The sequence below is a fragment of the Paraburkholderia ribeironis genome (assembly GCF_900019265.1).
Classification (GTDB): domain Bacteria; phylum Pseudomonadota; class Gammaproteobacteria; order Burkholderiales; family Burkholderiaceae; genus Paraburkholderia; species Paraburkholderia ribeironis.
Genome location: NZ_CYGX02000022.1, coordinates 1 through 17151 on the forward strand (window position 1 = coordinate 1; position 17151 = coordinate 17151).

General features: G+C 63.9%; 17 protein-coding genes and 1 pseudogene. 8 read left to right on the top strand and 10 right to left on the bottom strand.

Going from position 1 to position 17151, the window contains the following annotated elements; all coding sequences use genetic code 11:
- Window positions 1–332: hypothetical protein (locus BN2475_RS35005; protein ID WP_218023689.1), on the top strand; the 332-nt coding region annotated here is incomplete at its 5' end.
- Here BN2475_RS35005 and BN2475_RS10820 read toward each other — a convergent pair.
- Window positions 277–1329, bottom strand: a complete 1053-nt coding sequence (locus BN2475_RS10820; RefSeq protein WP_094779531.1) for an NAD(P)-dependent alcohol dehydrogenase — start codon at window positions 1327–1329, stop codon at window positions 277–279. The genes BN2475_RS35005 and BN2475_RS10820 overlap by 56 nt on opposite strands.
- A 364-nt stretch (window positions 1330–1693) precedes the next feature.
- On the opposite strand from BN2475_RS10820, the pseudogene BN2475_RS10825 reads away from it, so the two are divergent.
- Window positions 1694–2661: pseudogene (locus BN2475_RS10825) on the top strand (AraC family transcriptional regulator).
- A 219-nt stretch (window positions 2662–2880) separates the two neighbouring features.
- On the opposite strand, the gene BN2475_RS10830 reads toward BN2475_RS10825, so the two are convergent.
- Window positions 2881–3309 carry a VOC family protein gene (locus BN2475_RS10830; RefSeq protein ID WP_094779532.1) on the bottom strand — a complete coding sequence of 143 codons (429 nt, stop codon included), beginning with the start codon at window positions 3307–3309 and terminating at the stop codon, window positions 2881–2883.
- Between the two features lie 45 nt (window positions 3310–3354).
- Entirely contained in the window at window positions 3355–3696 is a 342-nt protein-coding gene (locus BN2475_RS10835; protein WP_094779533.1) for a zinc ribbon domain-containing protein YjdM, read from the bottom strand.
- A gap of 253 nt (window positions 3697–3949) precedes the next feature.
- Between BN2475_RS10835 and BN2475_RS10840 the strand changes: the two genes are divergently transcribed.
- Both BN2475_RS10840 and BN2475_RS10845 read left to right on the top strand, forming a co-directional pair.
- Window positions 3950–4252 carry a putative quinol monooxygenase gene (locus BN2475_RS10840; RefSeq protein WP_094779534.1) on the top strand — a complete coding sequence of 101 codons (303 nt, stop codon included), beginning with the start codon at window positions 3950–3952 and terminating at the stop codon, window positions 4250–4252.
- A 212-nt stretch (window positions 4253–4464) separates the two neighbouring features.
- Window positions 4465–5397 (top strand): 2-hydroxyacid dehydrogenase, encoded by a 933-nt coding sequence (locus tag BN2475_RS10845; RefSeq protein WP_094779535.1) that lies wholly within the window; start codon window positions 4465–4467, stop codon window positions 5395–5397.
- A 145-nt stretch (window positions 5398–5542) separates the two neighbouring features.
- On the opposite strand, the gene BN2475_RS10850 is transcribed toward BN2475_RS10845, so the two are convergent.
- The 5 genes from BN2475_RS10850 to BN2475_RS10870 form a co-directional block, all read right to left on the bottom strand.
- Entirely contained in the window at window positions 5543–5908 is a 366-nt protein-coding gene (locus BN2475_RS10850; protein ID WP_094779536.1) for a copper resistance CopC family protein, read from the bottom strand.
- Window positions 5905–6867 carry a hypothetical protein gene (locus BN2475_RS10855; protein WP_174641927.1) on the bottom strand — a complete coding sequence of 321 codons (963 nt, stop codon included), beginning with the start codon at window positions 6865–6867 and terminating at the stop codon, window positions 5905–5907. Before BN2475_RS10855 ends, BN2475_RS10850 begins: the two co-directional genes overlap by 4 nt.
- 75 nt (window positions 6868–6942) lie before the next feature.
- A complete protein-coding gene (locus BN2475_RS10860) occupies window positions 6943–7320 on the bottom strand; it encodes a DUF2946 domain-containing protein (RefSeq protein ID WP_094779537.1) in 378 nt (125 codons plus the stop codon).
- A 214-nt stretch (window positions 7321–7534) separates the two neighbouring features.
- Window positions 7535–10096: an adenosylcobalamin-dependent ribonucleoside-diphosphate reductase gene (locus BN2475_RS10865; RefSeq protein ID WP_094779538.1), complete on the bottom strand. Its 2562-nt coding sequence runs from the start codon at window positions 10094–10096 to the stop codon at window positions 7535–7537.
- 436 nt (window positions 10097–10532) lie between these two features.
- Window positions 10533–10820 (bottom strand): DUF3331 domain-containing protein, encoded by a 288-nt coding sequence (locus BN2475_RS10870; RefSeq protein ID WP_094779583.1) that lies wholly within the window; start codon window positions 10818–10820, stop codon window positions 10533–10535.
- 336 nt (window positions 10821–11156) lie between these two features.
- On the opposite strand from BN2475_RS10870, the gene BN2475_RS10875 reads away from it, so the two are divergent.
- On the top strand, window positions 11157–12239 hold the full coding sequence (locus tag BN2475_RS10875; protein WP_094779539.1) for an AI-2E family transporter: 1083 nt from the start codon (window positions 11157–11159) through the stop codon (window positions 12237–12239).
- A 234-nt stretch (window positions 12240–12473) separates the two neighbouring features.
- Here BN2475_RS10875 and BN2475_RS10880 read toward each other — a convergent pair whose 3' ends face one another.
- Together BN2475_RS10880 and BN2475_RS10885 are read right to left on the bottom strand one after the other, a co-directional pair.
- Window positions 12474–13343 (bottom strand): alpha/beta hydrolase, encoded by an 870-nt coding sequence (locus tag BN2475_RS10880; RefSeq protein WP_094779540.1) that lies wholly within the window; start codon window positions 13341–13343, stop codon window positions 12474–12476.
- A gap of 122 nt (window positions 13344–13465) precedes the next feature.
- Window positions 13466–14575: an OpgC domain-containing protein gene (locus BN2475_RS10885; protein WP_094779541.1), complete on the bottom strand. Its 1110-nt coding sequence runs from the start codon at window positions 14573–14575 to the stop codon at window positions 13466–13468.
- A gap of 539 nt (window positions 14576–15114) precedes the next feature.
- On the opposite strand from BN2475_RS10885, the gene BN2475_RS10890 reads away from it, so the two are divergent.
- From BN2475_RS10890 to BN2475_RS10900, 3 genes are all read left to right on the top strand, one after another.
- Window positions 15115–16311 (top strand): porin, encoded by a 1197-nt coding sequence (locus BN2475_RS10890; protein WP_094779542.1) that lies wholly within the window; start codon window positions 15115–15117, stop codon window positions 16309–16311.
- Between the two features lie 65 nt (window positions 16312–16376).
- Window positions 16377–16517, top strand: coding sequence for a hypothetical protein (locus BN2475_RS34240; RefSeq protein WP_159444545.1), 141 nt, complete (start codon window positions 16377–16379; stop codon window positions 16515–16517).
- Window positions 16518–16627: 110 nt separating this feature from the next.
- Window positions 16628–17044: a hypothetical protein gene (locus BN2475_RS10900; protein ID WP_094779544.1), complete on the top strand. Its 417-nt coding sequence runs from the start codon at window positions 16628–16630 to the stop codon at window positions 17042–17044.
- Window positions 17045–17151: the final 107 nt, after the last annotated feature.

Below are 17151 nucleotides of genomic sequence, written 5' to 3' on the forward strand. Positions count from 1 at the left end.
GTCAGATGTGTATAAGAGACAGACCACAAGCAAATCAAGGAAAGGCCCACACCACAAAACAACCCAAAGAAAGACCAACACCACAAGCAACTCAAGAAAAGGCCCACACCACAAGGCACACAACCAAAAAAGCCACAGAGCGAGGCAAAAAGAGAGCAACAAACAAAAACCAACAACACCGCAGAAGAAGGAATCCCCACGGCCAGCAAAACCATATCCAATCAAAAGCCCGCGCCGCAGGCGCAAAAAAAAGCCGCTGCGCGGGCAAAAAAACCACTACTTCCTTAAGGAATCCATATCAACCACAAACCGATACTTCACATCACTCTTGAGCATCCGCTCATAAGCAACATTAATCCCCTGCATCGGAATAACCTCAATATCAGAAGTAATCCCATGTTCGCCGCAGAAATCCAGCATTTCCTGCGTCTCCGCAATCCCGCCAATCAGCGACCCCGCCAGGCGGCGACGCTTCATGATCAGATTGAATACCTGCGGCGACGGATGATCGTGCTCCGGCGCGCCGACCAGCGTCATCGTGCCATCGCGCTTGAGCAGACTAAGAAACGGATTCAGATCGTGCTGCGCGGCAACGGTATTCAGAATGAAATCGAAGCTGTTCAGATGCGCTTCCAGCTCTTGCGGATGCTTCGAAATCACCACCTCGTGCGCGCCAAGCCGCTTCGCGTCTTCGATCTTCGACGGCGACGTGGTGAACAGCACGACATGCGCCCCCATCGCGCGCGCAAGCTTCACCCCCATGTGGCCGAGGCCACCGAGGCCAACGATCCCGACCTTCTTGCCGGGGCCAGCACCCCACGTGCGTAGCGGCGAATACGTCGTGATGCCCGCGCACAGCAATGGCGCGGCGCCGGCCGGGTCGAGATGGTCCGGTATGCGCAGCGTGAATGCCTCGTCCACGACGAGTTGCGTGGAATAGCCGCCATACGTGATCTGACCGTCGACACGGTCAACACCGTTATACGTGCCGACAAAACCGTTTTCGCAATACTGCTCGAGACCTTCCTCGCAACTCGCGCACGTGCGGCACGAATCGACCAGGCAGCCGACACCAACCAGATCGCCAGCCTTGTACTTCGTCACGTCCGGACCCACCGCGCTCACGCGGCCGACGATCTCGTGGCCCGGCACCACCGGAAACACCGTGTTCTTCCATTCATTGCGGGCCTGATGCAAATCGGAATGACACACGCCGCAAAACAGGACTTCCATCTGCACGTCATGAGCGCGCAGTTCGCGACGCTGGATTTCGAACGGGGCGAGCGGCGCGGTTGCGGCGGTCGCTGCATAGGCATAAGTCGTGCTCATGGATAGCTCCAGCAAAGAGGGTGATGGTGCAAGGCGTCTGCGATGGGCAACCGGTGTTGCCGATGCGACCAACCCTGCCATGAACCGGGATCATCGAGCCGGGCCGTGGCTGACGGATTCGTCGACGCAGTGAATCGATAATCGGGTCGGCAACTGAATCGATAATTGAATCGACCCCGTGGGGCAACTGGCTCGGCGCAGCGTGGGAAAGGTGATCCGGCAGGGTTCCCATGATAGGAGCGGGTCAACTCTCCGGGAATACCTGAATGTCTTGAAGATTTGCCTAAAACTCCTGGCGGGAAGCGCGATAGGCTGTTTGGTGCTAAATTTCAGGCATTATTCTCTTGCCTGTCACTATATCGTCATGTCCGTCCACGCCGCTGAATCCGTCACGATCGATCCCGCGCAGCAGCGCTTGCTCGACCTGTTCGACGCGCTTGCACCCAATTCCGGCATGACCCGCACGAACCTGGAAGGCGTCAGCCTGATGCGCGCAAACAGTCCGATGCCGCGCATGCCGGTCATGTACGAGCCAAGCATCGTGATCGTCTGCCAGGGCCGCAAGCGCGCTATCTCGGCGATCAGGTGTTCCAGTACGATGCGCAGCAGTACCTGGTATTGTCGGTGCCGTTGCCGTTCGAGTGCGAGACCGAGGCGAGTGAGCAGGAGCCGTTTCTCGCGATCTCCGTGCGCGTTGATCTGACCATGGTGGCCGAATTGCTGATGGCGCTCAACGAAACGCAGGGCGCCACGCAGCACGAACCGGCCGGCATCTATTCGACGCTGCTCGACCCGGCGCTGAGCAATGCCGTGCAGCGTCTGATGGAAGCGTTGGCGTCGCCGCTCGACGCGCGCATTCTCGCGCCCGGCGTGGTGCGAGAAATCTGTTATCGCGTGTTGACCGGCGAGCAGGGCGATGCGATTCGCGCGGCGCTTACGCACCAGAATCATTTCGGCCGGATCGCGAAAGCACTGCGGCGCATCCATGCCGACTATCACGGGCAGCTCGACGTCGATACGCTCGCCGCCGAGGCAGGCATGAGCCTCGCGGTGTTTCATGCGCAGTTCAAAGCGGTGACGGCGACCTCGCCGATGCAATATGTAAAGACCACCCGCTTGCATCATGCACGTTTGCTGATGGTGCAGGATGGCTTGAATGCGGGCGCGGCCGCGGCGCGCGTCGGCTACGAGAGTGCGTCGCAATTCAGCCGCGAGTTCAAGCGGCTGTTCGGCCTGAGTCCGGTCGACGAGGTCAAGCGCATGCGCACGGTGTATGACGCGCCGCCGCCACGCGTGTCGAAGCCGGTGGCGCGCTACGTGACCGCGGTGTAGGCGTATCGCAAGCGCGGTGTGACGAACCGAATCTCGATGAGCTGAACCGCTTGAGCCATATCGCGGAGAAGATTCTGCTTCTGTCCTGTGCGGAGCATGCGGCGTTGTGCGTCGAACGCGAGCCGGTCGATTTGCGCGAATAACTCGTCAGGATAGCTGATTATTTCGAAGCCGCGCCGACAAATGCGGGACGCGCTTCGAATTGCGCTTTGCGCTCGCCTAGTCGCTGCCTTGCGCCACGGCAGGCATTGCCGGGGTTTCGGGCTTGTGACAAACGACGCATAGCTTGTTGCCGTCGGGGTCGCGAAAGTAGGCGCCGTAATAGTTCGCGTGATACTGCGGACGCAAACCTGGCGGACCCTCGCAAGCGCCACCGTGAGCGAGCGCAGCGGCATGCGCCCGATCGACCGTCGCGCGGTCGGCAGCGAGCAGGGCGATCATCTGGCCATTGCCGGCTGCGGCGGGGCGGCCGTCGTAGGGCTTGCCGATCAGGAACAATGGACGCGGCGCATTGGCCGCCATCCAGCCGGCCCAGCCCGGGTCGTCCTCGCGGAACTTGAGTTGCAGGCCCAGCGTGTCCATCAGCGGCTGATAAAAATCGAAAGCACGCTCGAATTGGTTGATGCCGACAAATAGATGAGAAAACATCGGTGTCGCTCCTCGTTGGCGCTGCCCCGGGCTTGGCTCGTTCGATCAGACCTTCTTCAGATACGCCGCCTTCAACATGAAGTTGCCAGCGTCCATTTTGCAGTCCACTTCATGATCGCCGCCGACGAGGCGAATGCTCTTCACCTTGGTGCCCATTTTCAGCGTGATCGACGAGCCTTTCACCTTCAGATCCTTGATCAGCACCACGGCGTCGCCGTCGGCCAGCGGGTTGCCGTTGGCGTCCTTGATCACGCGCTCGCTGGTCTCGTCGGCGGAGGCGGGGGCGTTGATCGGCCATTCGTGCGCGCAATCCGGGCACACGTAATTTTCACCGTCCGGGTAAGTGTTGTCCATCGAGCATTGGGGGCAGGCGGGAATTGTCGACATGATTTGCTTTCCAGGCCGCAACGGGCGGCCGATGACTCCAGGGCGTGCAATTGTAGCGGACGCGCGCCGGCCGCATGCATGCGGCACCGGATGCCACGGCAGCCCAAACCGGTCGCGCTACCGGCCGCGCCTGCCGTTTTAGCGCCGCGGCCTATACTCGTCAGATAGCAAAACGATCCCGCGTGTTTCCTCGCGCTTTGTGAAGGCTCGCAAAGCGGTTCCACTGTCTGCGCCTCATATCAGGAGTCGTGTCATGGTCAAACTCGCGCTGTACGTTCATCTCGAAGCCAAGCCCGGCAAGGAACAGGAGGTCGAGGCGTTTCTGCTCGGCGGCTTGCCGCTCGTCGAACAGGAGCCGGCCACCACTGCGTGGTTCGCTTTGAAGCTGGGGCCGTCCAGCTTCGGCATTTTCGACGCCTTTCCCGACGAAGCCGGCCGCGACGCGCATCTGAACGGCAAGGTGGCGGCTGCATTGATGGCGAAGGCCGGCGAGTTGCTGGCGTCGCCGCCGAGCATCAACAAGGTGGACGTGCTGGCTGCGAAGCTGCCGGGTTGAGCGCGCGGTCGATTGCGGTGGCGGTTGCACTGACGAGGAGCCCGCGCCTCGCTGCGGGTCCGCTCGTGGCAGTCTCGGGCCGCGGGTTGCATGGCAGCCGGGTGCACACGCTCGCCGCCGGCAGCGCGCCTTTTTGCGCCTAGTTTTTTGAGCCTTGTTACACTCGACGGCCACGGATTTCCTTTTGCTACGCTGCCGACCGCCACGCCGTCATGAAGCCATCCCTGCTGGTTCTGATTCACCTCGACGATACTAGTCGCGCTCGCATCGAGGGGGCGTTCGACGTCATCTATGCACCCGACGCCGCGCAGCGCGACGCCGCGATTTCCGCGCACGGCGCGACGATCCGCACCGTGCTGACCAACGGCACGACCGGGCTGAGCGCCGCGGAAATCGACCAGATGCCGCAGCTCGAACTGATCAGCGCGCTAGGCGCCGGCTACGAAAACCTTGCCGTCGACCACGCCCGTTCGCGCGCTATCGCGCTCGCCAACGGCGCGGGCACCAACGACCACTGCGTGGCCGATCATGCGTTCGCATTGCTGCTTGCGATCGTGCGCGACGTGCCGCAACTCGATCAGGCCACGCGCGCAGGCGTGTGGCGCGACGCGTTGCCGTTGCAGCCGAACGTGTCGAACAAGCGCCTGGGGATCGTCGGGCTTGGCAATATCGGCGAGAAGGTGGCGCGTCGCGGCGCCGGCTTCGACATGGAGATCGGCTATCACAATCGCAAGCCGCGTGAAGACTCGCCGTTGCGTTATTTCGACAGCATGCAAGGGCTCGCACAGTGGTGTGATTTTCTGGTGGTGACGACGCCGGGTGGGGCAGGCACGCGGCATCTGATCGGTGAGACGGTGCTCGCGGCGCTGGGTGCGCAAGGGTTCGTCGTCAATGTGTCGCGCGGCAGCGTGGTGGACACCGCAGCGCTGGCGCGGGCGCTTTGCTCCGGGACGATTGCCGGCGCGGCGCTCGATGTCTATGAAGGCGAACCGCAGCCGCCCGAGGCGTTGCTCGCGCTGCGCAACGTGGTACTGACGCCGCATGTGGGCGGCCGCTCGCCGGAGGCGATCACGGCCTCGGTCGACAACTTCCTGCGCAACGCGACGCGGCACTTTGCGGGCGAGCCGGTGTTGACGCCGATCTGACGGCGTCATTCCAGGCAGGAACCCGCCATATCGAAGTCAGATCGAAATCAGGCCGCCCCATGCTGTCGACGCGCCGCGTCGGGCGCGAGTCATGCGGCCGGTTCGCAATGCGGCGCCCGTCCCCACACGCATGCGGCAGCGGACATCACTTCACCGTGAAAGCGTAGTGACCTTGCGTGCGATGCCCATCGTTGGCGACGGCGACCCACGTGACGACGTACGTGCCGGACGCGAGCGGCGACAGCGCGACTTTCATCAACTTGTGGTTGCCGGCATCGACGGCCGATTTGCCTTCGGCCACGGACTTGCCCTGGCTGTCGGCGACGGTGATCGAACTGAACGCAGGCTCGAGGGCCTCGTCGAACTCGATCGACACCGCGTGCGGCGCGGTCGTGAGCGTGGCGCCTGCTGCCGGCTGCTGCACTTTCGGAAACGCATGGGCTTGCGCGACCTGCACAATGACGAATACGAGCGCCGCTAACGCGCCGCGAATGCAATGGATGGTTTTCATGGGTGAATGAGCGGCTTGCCGATAGAGTTGGGGAAGATGTCGTCCAGATACAGGTGCGCTTGCAAGAGTACGCCCGTGTGGCGGCCCGACGCGCGGTTGACGGGTATCTGCGCCTCGACGCCGAACTGGCCCCAGCGGGTCAGCCAGAGCAGACCGGGGTTGATCGTGCCGGTCGTCTGTCCCGAGCAGGGGCCACTGGTGCAAGTGTTCATCGGGAACTCGACGATCGGCACGAGGTTGCTGAACGGCTGGCCGAGGCCGAGGTCCTTCACGGACGACTGCAGGTACGGAATGCTGTACTGAAGCGTGAGGCCCCAGTCCAGCGAATCCGGCGCGGACGCATTCGTCGTGTAGTTCGGCGAAACCGCGCCGGTGAGCGCCAGCGGACGCAGATACCTGAGTGCGTCCGGCAGGTCGCCGAAGCCCTTGCCGAAGAACACGGCCGGCGAGATCGTCGAGAAGGAATCGCTGACCGACCGGGCGCCGGTGCCGCCGAGCGACGCCTTCACGCCGACCGATACCATGAACTCGTGTTTCGGATTGACGTACGCCAGATATTTCAGGCCGACCTCGAGGTTGTCGAACCCCTTCGCCGATCCGCCCTCAGGCGCGTTCTGATTGATATACGTGCTGCCGATGCTGAACGCGAGGTTTGACGTGATCAGCTTGTCCCATTCGAATGACGCGGCGTTGACGTTGACGTTGACGTCGTTGCCGTCGTCGTTCGTGTTCTTGATATGGCCAAACTGAAAATTCATCTCGTCGCCGACGCCCGGATCGTCGACGGCCATCGTGGCCGGGAACACACGATCGCCCGCGATCGCGTGCGCGTGGACGGCGGCGGGAAAGGCGAGCGCGCAGACGAGCGCGCAGACGAGCGCGGCAGGCACGGCCAGGCGTGCGCGCGGCACAGGACCGAGCAGCAATGGAGGCGCATGATCATCCTTCACGACGTTCATGATGCATGCGCCACCGTTTGCGCGGCGCATGCAGATTACGTGACGGGTTTCTCCATCACGAACTATGACGATGAATCAGGATGCGAAAGGCGGTGCTCTGGGCTTTGCTGCCGTGAGCGGCAATGCGCGACGCAGGCTCTCGAAGCGGGTCGCCTCGCGGTGCTGAATGACGCGAACGGTTGCGACGAATGTTGCTTCAGCCGTCGGAAGTGCTGGAGTATGGGACAGCAGGCTGCAGTAGCCGCATGCCTCCAGATGCGAGATCGAATCGTGTGAAGCCTGGCCGCGCGAATCCTCAAGGGTCTTGGATTGAGCGGTGCAGTAGCTCGTCAGAAGCGCGTCGACGTGATCTTGCGCGGCCAATGCCTGCGAGATCGCCGGCGCGAGCGACGTCATCAGGATTGCGAGCAATCCTGGAAGACTGCCGATCTTCCGGAAACGACGGCGCAGCATACGGGACGCAATGACATGCCGAATGGGATGGTGCGAGATTATGCCACGCGCCCTCCCGGCTGGGTATGACGGCACCCGCATGATGACGCAGCACTGCAGCGCCCTCCGGCCACGGACTGCCATCGGTCGCCGCGGCTATACCGCTTCGCATGCAGCAGTCGGCGCTTTCGTTCGGGCAACTCACACAAGCGCCCGCCGGCCCGCTCGCTGGCATTTACCCACACGCCCCAACTTCACCGCACGCGGTACAGAAATCACATCCGTCCTTGCGGATCACCGCATTCGCTCCGCAAGACCCGCATTTGCGGCCTTGCATCGTATGCAGTCCCAGCATGCCGCCGGTCTGCGTCAACGCGGCATCATCGGCATCAGCGGGAGGCGGACGGATGCCGAAGTCCGCCGACAACGCCAGCTCCGCCTTCATCTGTCCGCGCGGCAAACGCGTGAGCATGCGCGACGGAACCTGATTGCCCTCGGCGTCGAGGAAGCCACGCCGATGCAGAATCTGCTGGATCGCAAACGCGAGCGCGGCCACTTCCGAATCGTGCCAGCGTGGCGAGCGATGTCCGTCGAGACGTTGCACTTCGCCGAGCCGGACCTGTCCGCGATCCCACGAGACCTTGCGCATGTCCTGCAGGTTGCGCGCGACGAACCCGCCTCGGGCGGCAAGCGACAGCGAGCGCATCGTCGCCGTGATCCATTGCTGCGATTCGTCGCGCTGGCCGGTGGGAATGAAGAATTCGATCGGCCGTTCGATGGTCACGTCCTCGCCTGCGAGACGCCCGGTCACCTCGATGAACGACACCGCCACGTAGAGCGACTTCTTGCCGGCCTGCGTCAGATATTCGACCTTCTCGATGATCGCCGGCAATTCGCCTCTGGGCCGATGATCGATCGCGATACGCAGCGGGTCGAGGTCGCTTTCGGCGAGCACGTCGTCCGCTTGCGACGGACTCACGCTGAGCACGGCGCCGAGCGTTTCGTTCGGACGATAGGTGGCGAGACCCTTCAGGCCGCTTTTCCACGCATCGAAGTAGAGGCTTTCGAAGGCCTCGAACGGGTAGTCGGCCGGCACGTTCACAGTCTTCGAGATCGACGTGTCCACATAAGGCTGGACGGCCGCCATCATGTCGAGGTGGTCGCGCGCCGACATTTGCAGCGCGCTGATGAAATAGTCCGGCAGCTTGCCGATGTCGCCGCCGAGCTCGCGATAGAGCCGGTACGCGTAGTCTTCCACGTCGAATAATTCGCGCCCGCCGTCGGCCATCATCTTCATGCGCGTGTAGGTCCACGAGAAGGCCGGCTCGATACCGTTCGACGCGTTGTCCGCGAACGCCAGGCTCACGGTGCCGGTGGGCGCGATCGACAGCAGGTGGCTGTTGCGGATGCCGTCGCGGCGGATCGCCTGCTGAATGTCGTCGGGCAGACGCGACGCGAACGTGCCGGGCTCCAGATAGCGCTCGGCGTCGAACAGCGCAAACGCGCCGCGCTCCTTCGCCAGTTCCACCGACGCGCGATACGCCTCGTCGCGCATCAGTCGCGCGATGCGCACCGCAAAGTCGCGGCCTTCCTGCGAGTTGTAGCGCAGGCCGAGCATCACCAGCGTGTCGCCGAGGCCGGTGAAGCCCACACCGATGCGCCGTTTGGCGCGCGACTCGTCGTATTGCTGCGGCAGCGGCCACAGCGTGACGTCGAGTACGTTGTCGAGAAAGCGCACCTGCGTGCGCGTGCGTTGCGCGAGGCCGTCCCAGTCGAACGAAGGCTGGCGGCCTTGCATCTGCACGAACGGGTCCACCACGAAGCGCGTGAGGTTCAACGGCCCGAGATTGCAGCAGCCATATGCGGGCAGCGGTTGCTCGCCGCACGGGTTGGTGGCCCGAATGGTCTCGACGGCGCGCAGATTGTTGTCCTCGTTCATCCGCGAGATGAACACGATGCCGGGCTCGGCGACGTCATACGTGGAGCGCATGATGCGCTCCCAGATCGCGCGGGCCGGCCGCTCGCTGTAGACCCACAGGCCGTCCTCGCGTTGCCGCACGTCGCCGGCCGCGCGCAGTGCCGGCGACGGCTCGGCGCGATGCACCAGTTGCCAGGGCTGGTCTTCTTCGACGGCGCACATGAACTCATCGGTCACGCCGACCGACACGTTGAAGTTGTTCCAGCGGCCCTTCGAATGTTTGGCTTCGATGAATTCGAGCAGGTCGGGGTGATTGCAGTCGAGCACGGCCATCTGCGCGCCGCGCCGCGAGCCGGCGCTTTCGACGGTGCGGCAGGAGGCGTCGAACACATCCATGTAGCTGCACGGTCCCGATGCCGACGAACTGGTGGTGTGAACGCGCGCCCCCTTGGGTCGGATCGCCGAGAAGTTGTAGCCGACGCCACCGCCGCGGCGCATGGTTTCGGCGGCCTGCAGCAACGCGACGTAGATGCCGGGCAGGCCTTGTTCGTCGACGCCCTGGATCGCGTCGCCGACCGGTTGCACGAAGCAGTTGATCAGCGTGGCGCCAATGCCGGTGCCCGCCGCGCTCATGATGCGGCCGGCGCCTAGCGCGCCGTGGCGCAGATTGTCGACGAACAGCGCCTCCACCGATTCGCGCAGTTCCGGCGGTTCGGCCTGGGCGACGCCGCGGGCGACGCGTTTGAAGACGTCGTCGGCCGATTGCTCGCCGCCCTTGGCGTATTTCTCGACCAGTACGTCGACGGAGAACTGTTGCGGTGCGACGGGTGGAGCCGACGGCGCGGTGGCCATTCGGGTTGCCTGCGTGTCTTCTGCCATGGTGGGCCCTCAAACGGCGCCGCAACGGGCGCGGCGCGGTGGGTGGAAAGGCGGGTCACGATAGCGCGGCGCGTGGAGCCGACGGCTGACCTGACGCAATGAAGTCCACCTTAACGCACGTGGCGCAGGGCCGCAATCAGATGGGGCGAGCCGCTGGGGCGACTTGCTGGGGGGCGACCCGCGGCGCGACGCCGGTGGCGCGGTGCGGGTCGTGCGAAAGGCGGGTGGGAGGCGGGGGAGAGGGGCGAGACGGGCGAGATGGGCGAGGCGGGCGAGAGGTCGGCGGGGTCTGGCGGCGCTATGCGCTCAATGCCGGCAAATATGCCACTCAAGGCCGCAGCAGGGCGGGAGCGGACTCGAGCAGCGTGAAGCGACAGACTGAAGTCGACCGCGCGATCGGACGATCGGGCTATCGGGCTATCGGGCTATTGGGCGGTCAGGCCGCCTCTGCCAGCGCGCCAAGGATCTCCGCACAGATCATCGCGGACGCGTTCGACGGCGCCGGCCGTTCCGCCGGCTTGAACACCGCGTCGCCGCGGCGAATCTTGCGGCGCGACACGGCGCAAGTGCCGGACGTATGCGCGGACCGGCGGCGCCAGCGCTGCTCGCCGTAATGACAACGCCCCGGCTCTACCCAGCGGATCACCAGCGTCGTGTCGGAGCGCTCGAGAATTTCGATGCGTACGCCATTGGTACCGTCAAGGGGGATGGACTCTAAGGTCATTGTCATCGGCTCCGTATTGTGCTGTGCGGAATGTAGTCCCGCGCGCACCGGATAGCCATTCTGCCCGGGTTGAAACACTGTTCTTCAAATAGCAATAATGCCGCTTGATCGTGAAGATCGCTCGAGATGACTGGCCTTCGAGGCCGGTATGAGGCGAATTTTTAATAGCGAGGATTTTTGCAACGCTGTGTTGTCCGCAGCGCGACGACAGTGCCGCCCCGCAAAGGGCGCCGGCGCTTCCTTTAAGATGTGGGCTGTCGATTGGCGAGCGCAAGTGTAGCGGGTTTGCGAATTTCCGGTCGGCTCGCGCACATCTCCCGACAAACAAGAGTTCACATGATTTCACGCCCACCCAATACCCTTCCCGACCAGCCGACTACGCCGGAACGCCTGAAAAAGCAGAAGGCGGCGTCGCTCGTGCTGTATATCGGGCTGGTGTTGCTGGCGTTGTGGGTGGTGCGCGATTTCATCGTGGTGGTCGCATGGGCGGGCGTGCTCGCGATCGCGCTGTGGCCGCTGCTGCGCATGGTCGAGGGCCACCGCTGGTTCAGCGGCCGCACCACGCTGATCGCCGCGCTGCTCACACTGGCCATCGCGTTGCTGGTGGTGCTGCCGGTCGGCATTGGCATCGCCCAGGCGCTGCGCGAAGCGCATGACCTGAACGACTGGTTCAAGGGCGTGCAGGAAACCGGTATCGCGATGCCGGATTTCATCGAGCGTCTGCCGTTCGGCGTGCAGCAGATTTCGGCGTGGTGGCAGGCCAATCTCGGCCAGCCTTTGCGCGATTCGGCCGCAATGAAAGGGCTGCACAGCACCACGGTCATGACGCTTGGCCGCCATTTCGGCGCACGTGCGGTGCATGCGGTGATGGTGTTCGGATTCATGCTGATCACGCTGTTCGTGGTTTTCCAGGCGGGGCCCCGGCTGTCCGGTTCGCTGATCAAGGCGGCGCGGCGCGGCTTCGGCGACGATGGCGCCGCGCTCGTGCAACGCATGGCCGCGGCGGTGCGCGGCACGGTGTCGGGGCTGGTGGTGGTCGGACTCGGGGAGGGCGCGCTGCTGGGCGTCGGCTATTTCGTGACCGGCTTGCCGCACGTCGCGTTGCTCGCGTTCATCACGGCGATTGCCGCGATGCTGCCGTTCTGCGCGCCGATTGTGTTTGGCCTCGCGGCGTTGTGGCTGCTGACGCAAGGCTCGGTGGTCGCGGCCATCGGATTGGCCGTGTTCGGCTCGATCGTCGTCTTTGTCGCCGAGCATTTCGTGCGGCCGGTGCTGATCGGCAACTCGACGCGGCTGCCGTTCCTGCTCGTGCTGTTCGGCATTCTCGGCGGGGCGCAGACGTTTGGCCTGCTGGGCATCTTCATCGGCCCCGCGCTGATGACGGTGCTGATGGTCATGTGGACCGATCTGGTGCGTTAGGCGCGCGGTTTTTTTGCGTATTTCAGGCGTGGCTCGCGTGCCTCTCGCGTGCCACTCATAAGCCTCTCATAAGCCTCTCATAAGCCTCTCATAAGCCTCTCATGAGCCCCTCATGAGCCCCTCATGAGCCCCTCATGAGCCCCTCATGAGCCCTTTAAGGGTGTGCCTTCAAGGCGCTTTGCGCGAGGCCTTTCGCACGCACTTCGCGCCTGTTTCGCCGGTCGATCGAAGCCGTCACGGCCGCTGGTTCGACGGATGCTCCAGCGCCGGCGGCTTCACGCAGCCGAGCGTGTATTTCAGCGCGGCGGGCAACAGCGCGCTCCAGACATCCCAGGTGTGGCCGCCGTCGATGATGCGCAGCGTCGCCGGATTGCCCGCCAGCCTCAGATGCGTGTACAACGACGACGCATCGGCCTGGATCGCGAGGTCGTCGTCGCCCGAGCCGATGAATATCGGCAGACGGTACGGCTGGCTCATGTAGTGATCCCACTGCGCCGGATAGTTGAGCTCATGCCAGATGCGCGCATCGAACTGCCGGTCGCCGAACACGCCGACGCGGCGCGCGGCCGACGTGCGCGGCGGCTCGTTCGGGTAGATCGCCGGACTCAGCAGCAGCACGCCGCAGAACAGTTCCGGTCGCGTCAGCGCGTAGCGCAACGCGCCGAAGCCGCCCATCGACACGCCGCCGACCATTCGTGCGCCACGTTGCGTCGCTACCGCATAGCGTGCTTCGATCTCGGGCAGCAGATCGTCGAAGAACGCGCTCTCCATCTTCTCCTTGCGATCGACGTACCAGTCCGTGCCCCCTTGCGGCATCACGATCGCGACCGGCGGCATCTCCTTGCGCTCGATCAGCGTGTCGGCGGCGCTTTGCAGGCGGCCCTGGGTGAGCCAGTCGTTGGCGTCGCCGTTGTTGCCATGCAGGAGATAGAGCACCGGAATGCGCGCTGCGTCCGGGCGATAGCCGCTCGGCAGGTAGATCGTGTAGCTCCAGTCGCGGCCGAGCGTATCCGAATGGAAGCTGCGGCTGATCACGGTGCTGGCGAACGCCGGCAGGCCGGCGGCGAAGAGCAAAACCAGTGCGAGATGGCGGAGTGGACGCATGTCGGGATAGAAAGCTGACGCGGAGTTCGCGCGGTCGTCATGCTATCAGCATCGGCGTCGGATTTGAGACTGCGGTGGTGAGCGCACGTGTTGCGCTCAGCGTCCAGCTCAAAGCCCAAAGCTCAAGGCCAGGTCCGCAGGCGCGTGCCCACGAAGCGTCCGACCCAGCGCTTGAGCGGCTCTGCGCCGAGCGCGACGGCGCACAGCGCACCGACCGCGATCGCGTCCGCGAGCAGGCCGAGCGGATAGTTCAGATAGCCGTCGGTGGCCGCATACAGTACCGAGTCGACCACCAGCGAGATCACGGCGCCAGCGATGAAGCACAGCAGCCCTTTGCGCCCGATCAGGCCGACCCACGGCAGCCATTGCGCGAGCTTCCTCGCCCAGCCGAGCTCGATCAGATTCGCGACGAGCCACGCAATCGCGAGGAAGTTGACCGCTCGCAAATAGGACAGGTTCTGCTTGAGGCTGCTCGCGAGCGGTTCGTGTTCGACAAGGAGCTTGTAGTAAGCCGCGCTGGCCACCACGGCGAACGCCAGTACGCTGACGACCCAGCCGAGACGGTGCGCGCTGATCCGCTGATAGACCGGCTGGCAGCGCGCGAGCACGCCCAGCACGAACAGCAGTTGCCACGCGAACGGGTTGAAATCCCAGTGCATGTCCGGCGCGGCGGGCAGATACGCGTCGATCGCCGGTGCGCCGGCCCACAGCGCGACACTGCCGGCCAGCAGCAGCCACGGTTTGCTGCGCGCGAGCGGCAGGACCATCGGCACCAGCAGCGCGAAGAACGCGTACATCGGCAGCACCGCGGCGAGATAGGGCTGGCGGCGCAGCAGCAGGATGTCGCGCAGCGCGGCGACCGGAGTGTCGATCAGATCGTCGAGATCGGTGGTGGCGAGATTCGGCCCGTCGATGCTGAACGCGCTCAGCACGAAGCTGACGAGCAGCATCAGTGCGGCGGTGACGAGGAACGCGCGATAGATTTCCAGCGAGCGCCGCAGAAAGCGGCTGCGCGCGATCGTCTCGTTGCGCCGTTCGGCGAGCGCGGCATAGGCGGTGGCGGTCGCGAAGCCGCCGAGGAACACGAAGACTTCGGCGGCATCGCACAACGCATAGGCGTGCAGCGTGACGCGCGACAGGATACTGCCGCCGATGTGATCGACGACGATGATCAGCAGGACCAGTCCGCGAAAAAAGTCCAGCTCGATCAGACGGGAGGGTGACTGTTGCATTGTTTGCGTAAAAAGCAGCCCCGTGCGACGGCGCGCTGATCCAGCGCGGCAGGCGTCTCACAAGGCTTTATAGAAATTGGATTGGGTGCTGCGGCGCTCGCGTGACCCACGTCGCCGCATTCGACCGGCCTCGCAAGGCACGGTGTCAGGAGGCAGAAAAATGACCCTTGGGGCGGCGCGGAGTTCCGCTGCGTCGCCGGCGAAAGGTGTCGATTATATTTCTTTCCATGACTGACGCGCTGTGCGCCCGGCAACGCGGCGGCGGGGCAGACAGCCGCTGGGCGCCGCACGGGCGACGCGTGACGCGCTTACCTGAAGTCGCGTCGCATAAAAAGAGGTGATCTCACGCAGTGGAGATTTAGCAACATTTCAAAAGATCGACGCGCGCCCCCAATGGACGGCCAGCCAATGGCGTGTGAGGATTTCTTTAAAGCGCAGCGGGTCGAGTGCAGCACGGTCGGCGTGCCGGCAAGCGCAAGGAATCAAGAAGAAAGTGGCGGCTCGAGTTGTCCCCGTCACTCGAGTGCAGGGAGATCTTCATGAACAAGCAAGTGTTCGCGCTGGCTGTCTCTGCCGCTGTGTCCGCCGCCGTGCTTGCCACCGTGCTTGCCGCCGTGTTTGTCATATCCGCCGCGCCAGCCCAGGCACAGACCAGTGTCACGCTGTATGGCGTGCTTGATGAAGGCATCAACTACACCAACAATGTCGGCCGCGGACATGTCTATGAACTGGCGAGCGGTTTTGCGCAAGGCAGCCGCTGGGGCCTGAAAGGGGCCGAGGAACTCGGCGGCGGTCTGAAAGCGATCTTCCTGCTCGAAAATGGTTTCGATCTGAGTTCCGGGCGGCTCAACCAGGGCGGCCGGATGTTCGGCCGTCAGGCGTTCGTCGGCTTGAGCTCGGAATACTACGGCAGCCTGACGTTCGGCCGGCAGTACGATTCGCTGGTCGACTATCTGGCGCCGACCACGGCCAACGGCAGTTGGGCCGGTCTGCTGTTCTCGCATCCGCTCGACAACGACAACACCAACAACACCTTTCGCCTGAACAACACGGTCAAGTACGCCAGCCCGTCGATCTCCGGCTTCCAGTTCGGCGGCGCCTACAGCTTCAGCAACGCCACCGGGTTCGCGAACAATCGCGCGTACAGCATAGGCGGCCAATACGCCTACGGCGGCTTGCTGGTGGCCGCGGCGTATCTGCAGGCCAACAATCCCGGCAGCGGCCCGAATGGCGCGATCAGTGCGAACGACGCGGGGTTCATCGCGGCCCGCATGCGCGTGTTCGGCGGCGGCATTACCTACACGTTCGGCCCGGCGATGGCCGGCTTCGTCTATACCAATTCGAACTATCTGGCCCCGACCGGCAACGGCTATCTCGGCGATACGCCGCTCGTGCCGCCGGGCGTGCTGCTGAACTCGCTGAAGTATCAGAACTTCGAGGTGAACGGCAAATACCAGATTTCGCCGATGCTGTTCGTCGGCATGCAGTACGTGTACACGATGGAAACCTACGATGCGTCGAACGGCGGCGTGAAGCCGCGCATTCACACGTTCGGCCTGATGGCGGACTACAACCTGTCCAAGCGCACCGACGTCTATCTGCAAGGCGAATATCAGCAGATCACCGGCGACCCGACCTTTTCGATTCTCGACAACGCGTTCATACCCGGCACGCAGTCGCCGTCGTCGACGTCCAGGCAGGTCGTCGTGCGCGCGGCGATCCGGCATAAGTTCTAGGCGCTTCACGGCGGCACGCGGTTGCGTTTGGTCGCGCGCCAGGTTACCGGGGCGGCGCGGCGCAGTTGACCGATGCGCTTGCCGCTGAAGCCCTGACGCCGAGCGCCGATGACCTCGCGCGCATCGAAGCGGCGATTCCCCCCGATGCCGTGGCCGGCACGCGCTACGACGACATGCAGATGGCGCATCTGGACAGCGGGCATTGATCGAAGCAATGAACTCGCGTGCGATGGCTCGCTCAAACGGTATCGCGCCGCCGCCAGGCGGCGCGCGTCACGTTCGCTGCAGACCAGCTGCTTCCTTTCACGGAGACTTCATGAGCAATCGCGCGACACAGATCCTTCCGCATCATCGCTACGTTCATTCGCTGGGCGCACCGCTCGCTTGCGTGCAAGGCACCATCAGCAAGGTATTCGACAGCCCGGAAAATCACCACGGCGCCAATCACCAGCACTTCGTGATCCACATCGACAAGGTGCTGAAGTTCGAGGGCGGGACGCAGAACCTGGTGGGCACCGACGTTTTCGTCGCCGTGCGTTTCGGCGACAACGAAGGACTGCCGCAGGAAATCCCCGGCCTTCAGGCCGGCCAGCCGATCGAGGCGCAAGGCGAATATATCCCCGAAGCCAGCGCCTATCCGACCGAGGACAATACCAATCCCGTCTTGCCGGTGCTGCACTTCACACATCATCCGGTGGGCTACGTGAAGTACGAAGGGCAGTACTACAGCTAGCTAGCTCGCCCGCGCTTGGCCCTCGCGTTGTCGAACCGGACCGGCGTCGGTCCGGCCGCGCGCCGATGCACTCTTTCCTGCGCTTGCCGCCTTGATGGGTGGCGATT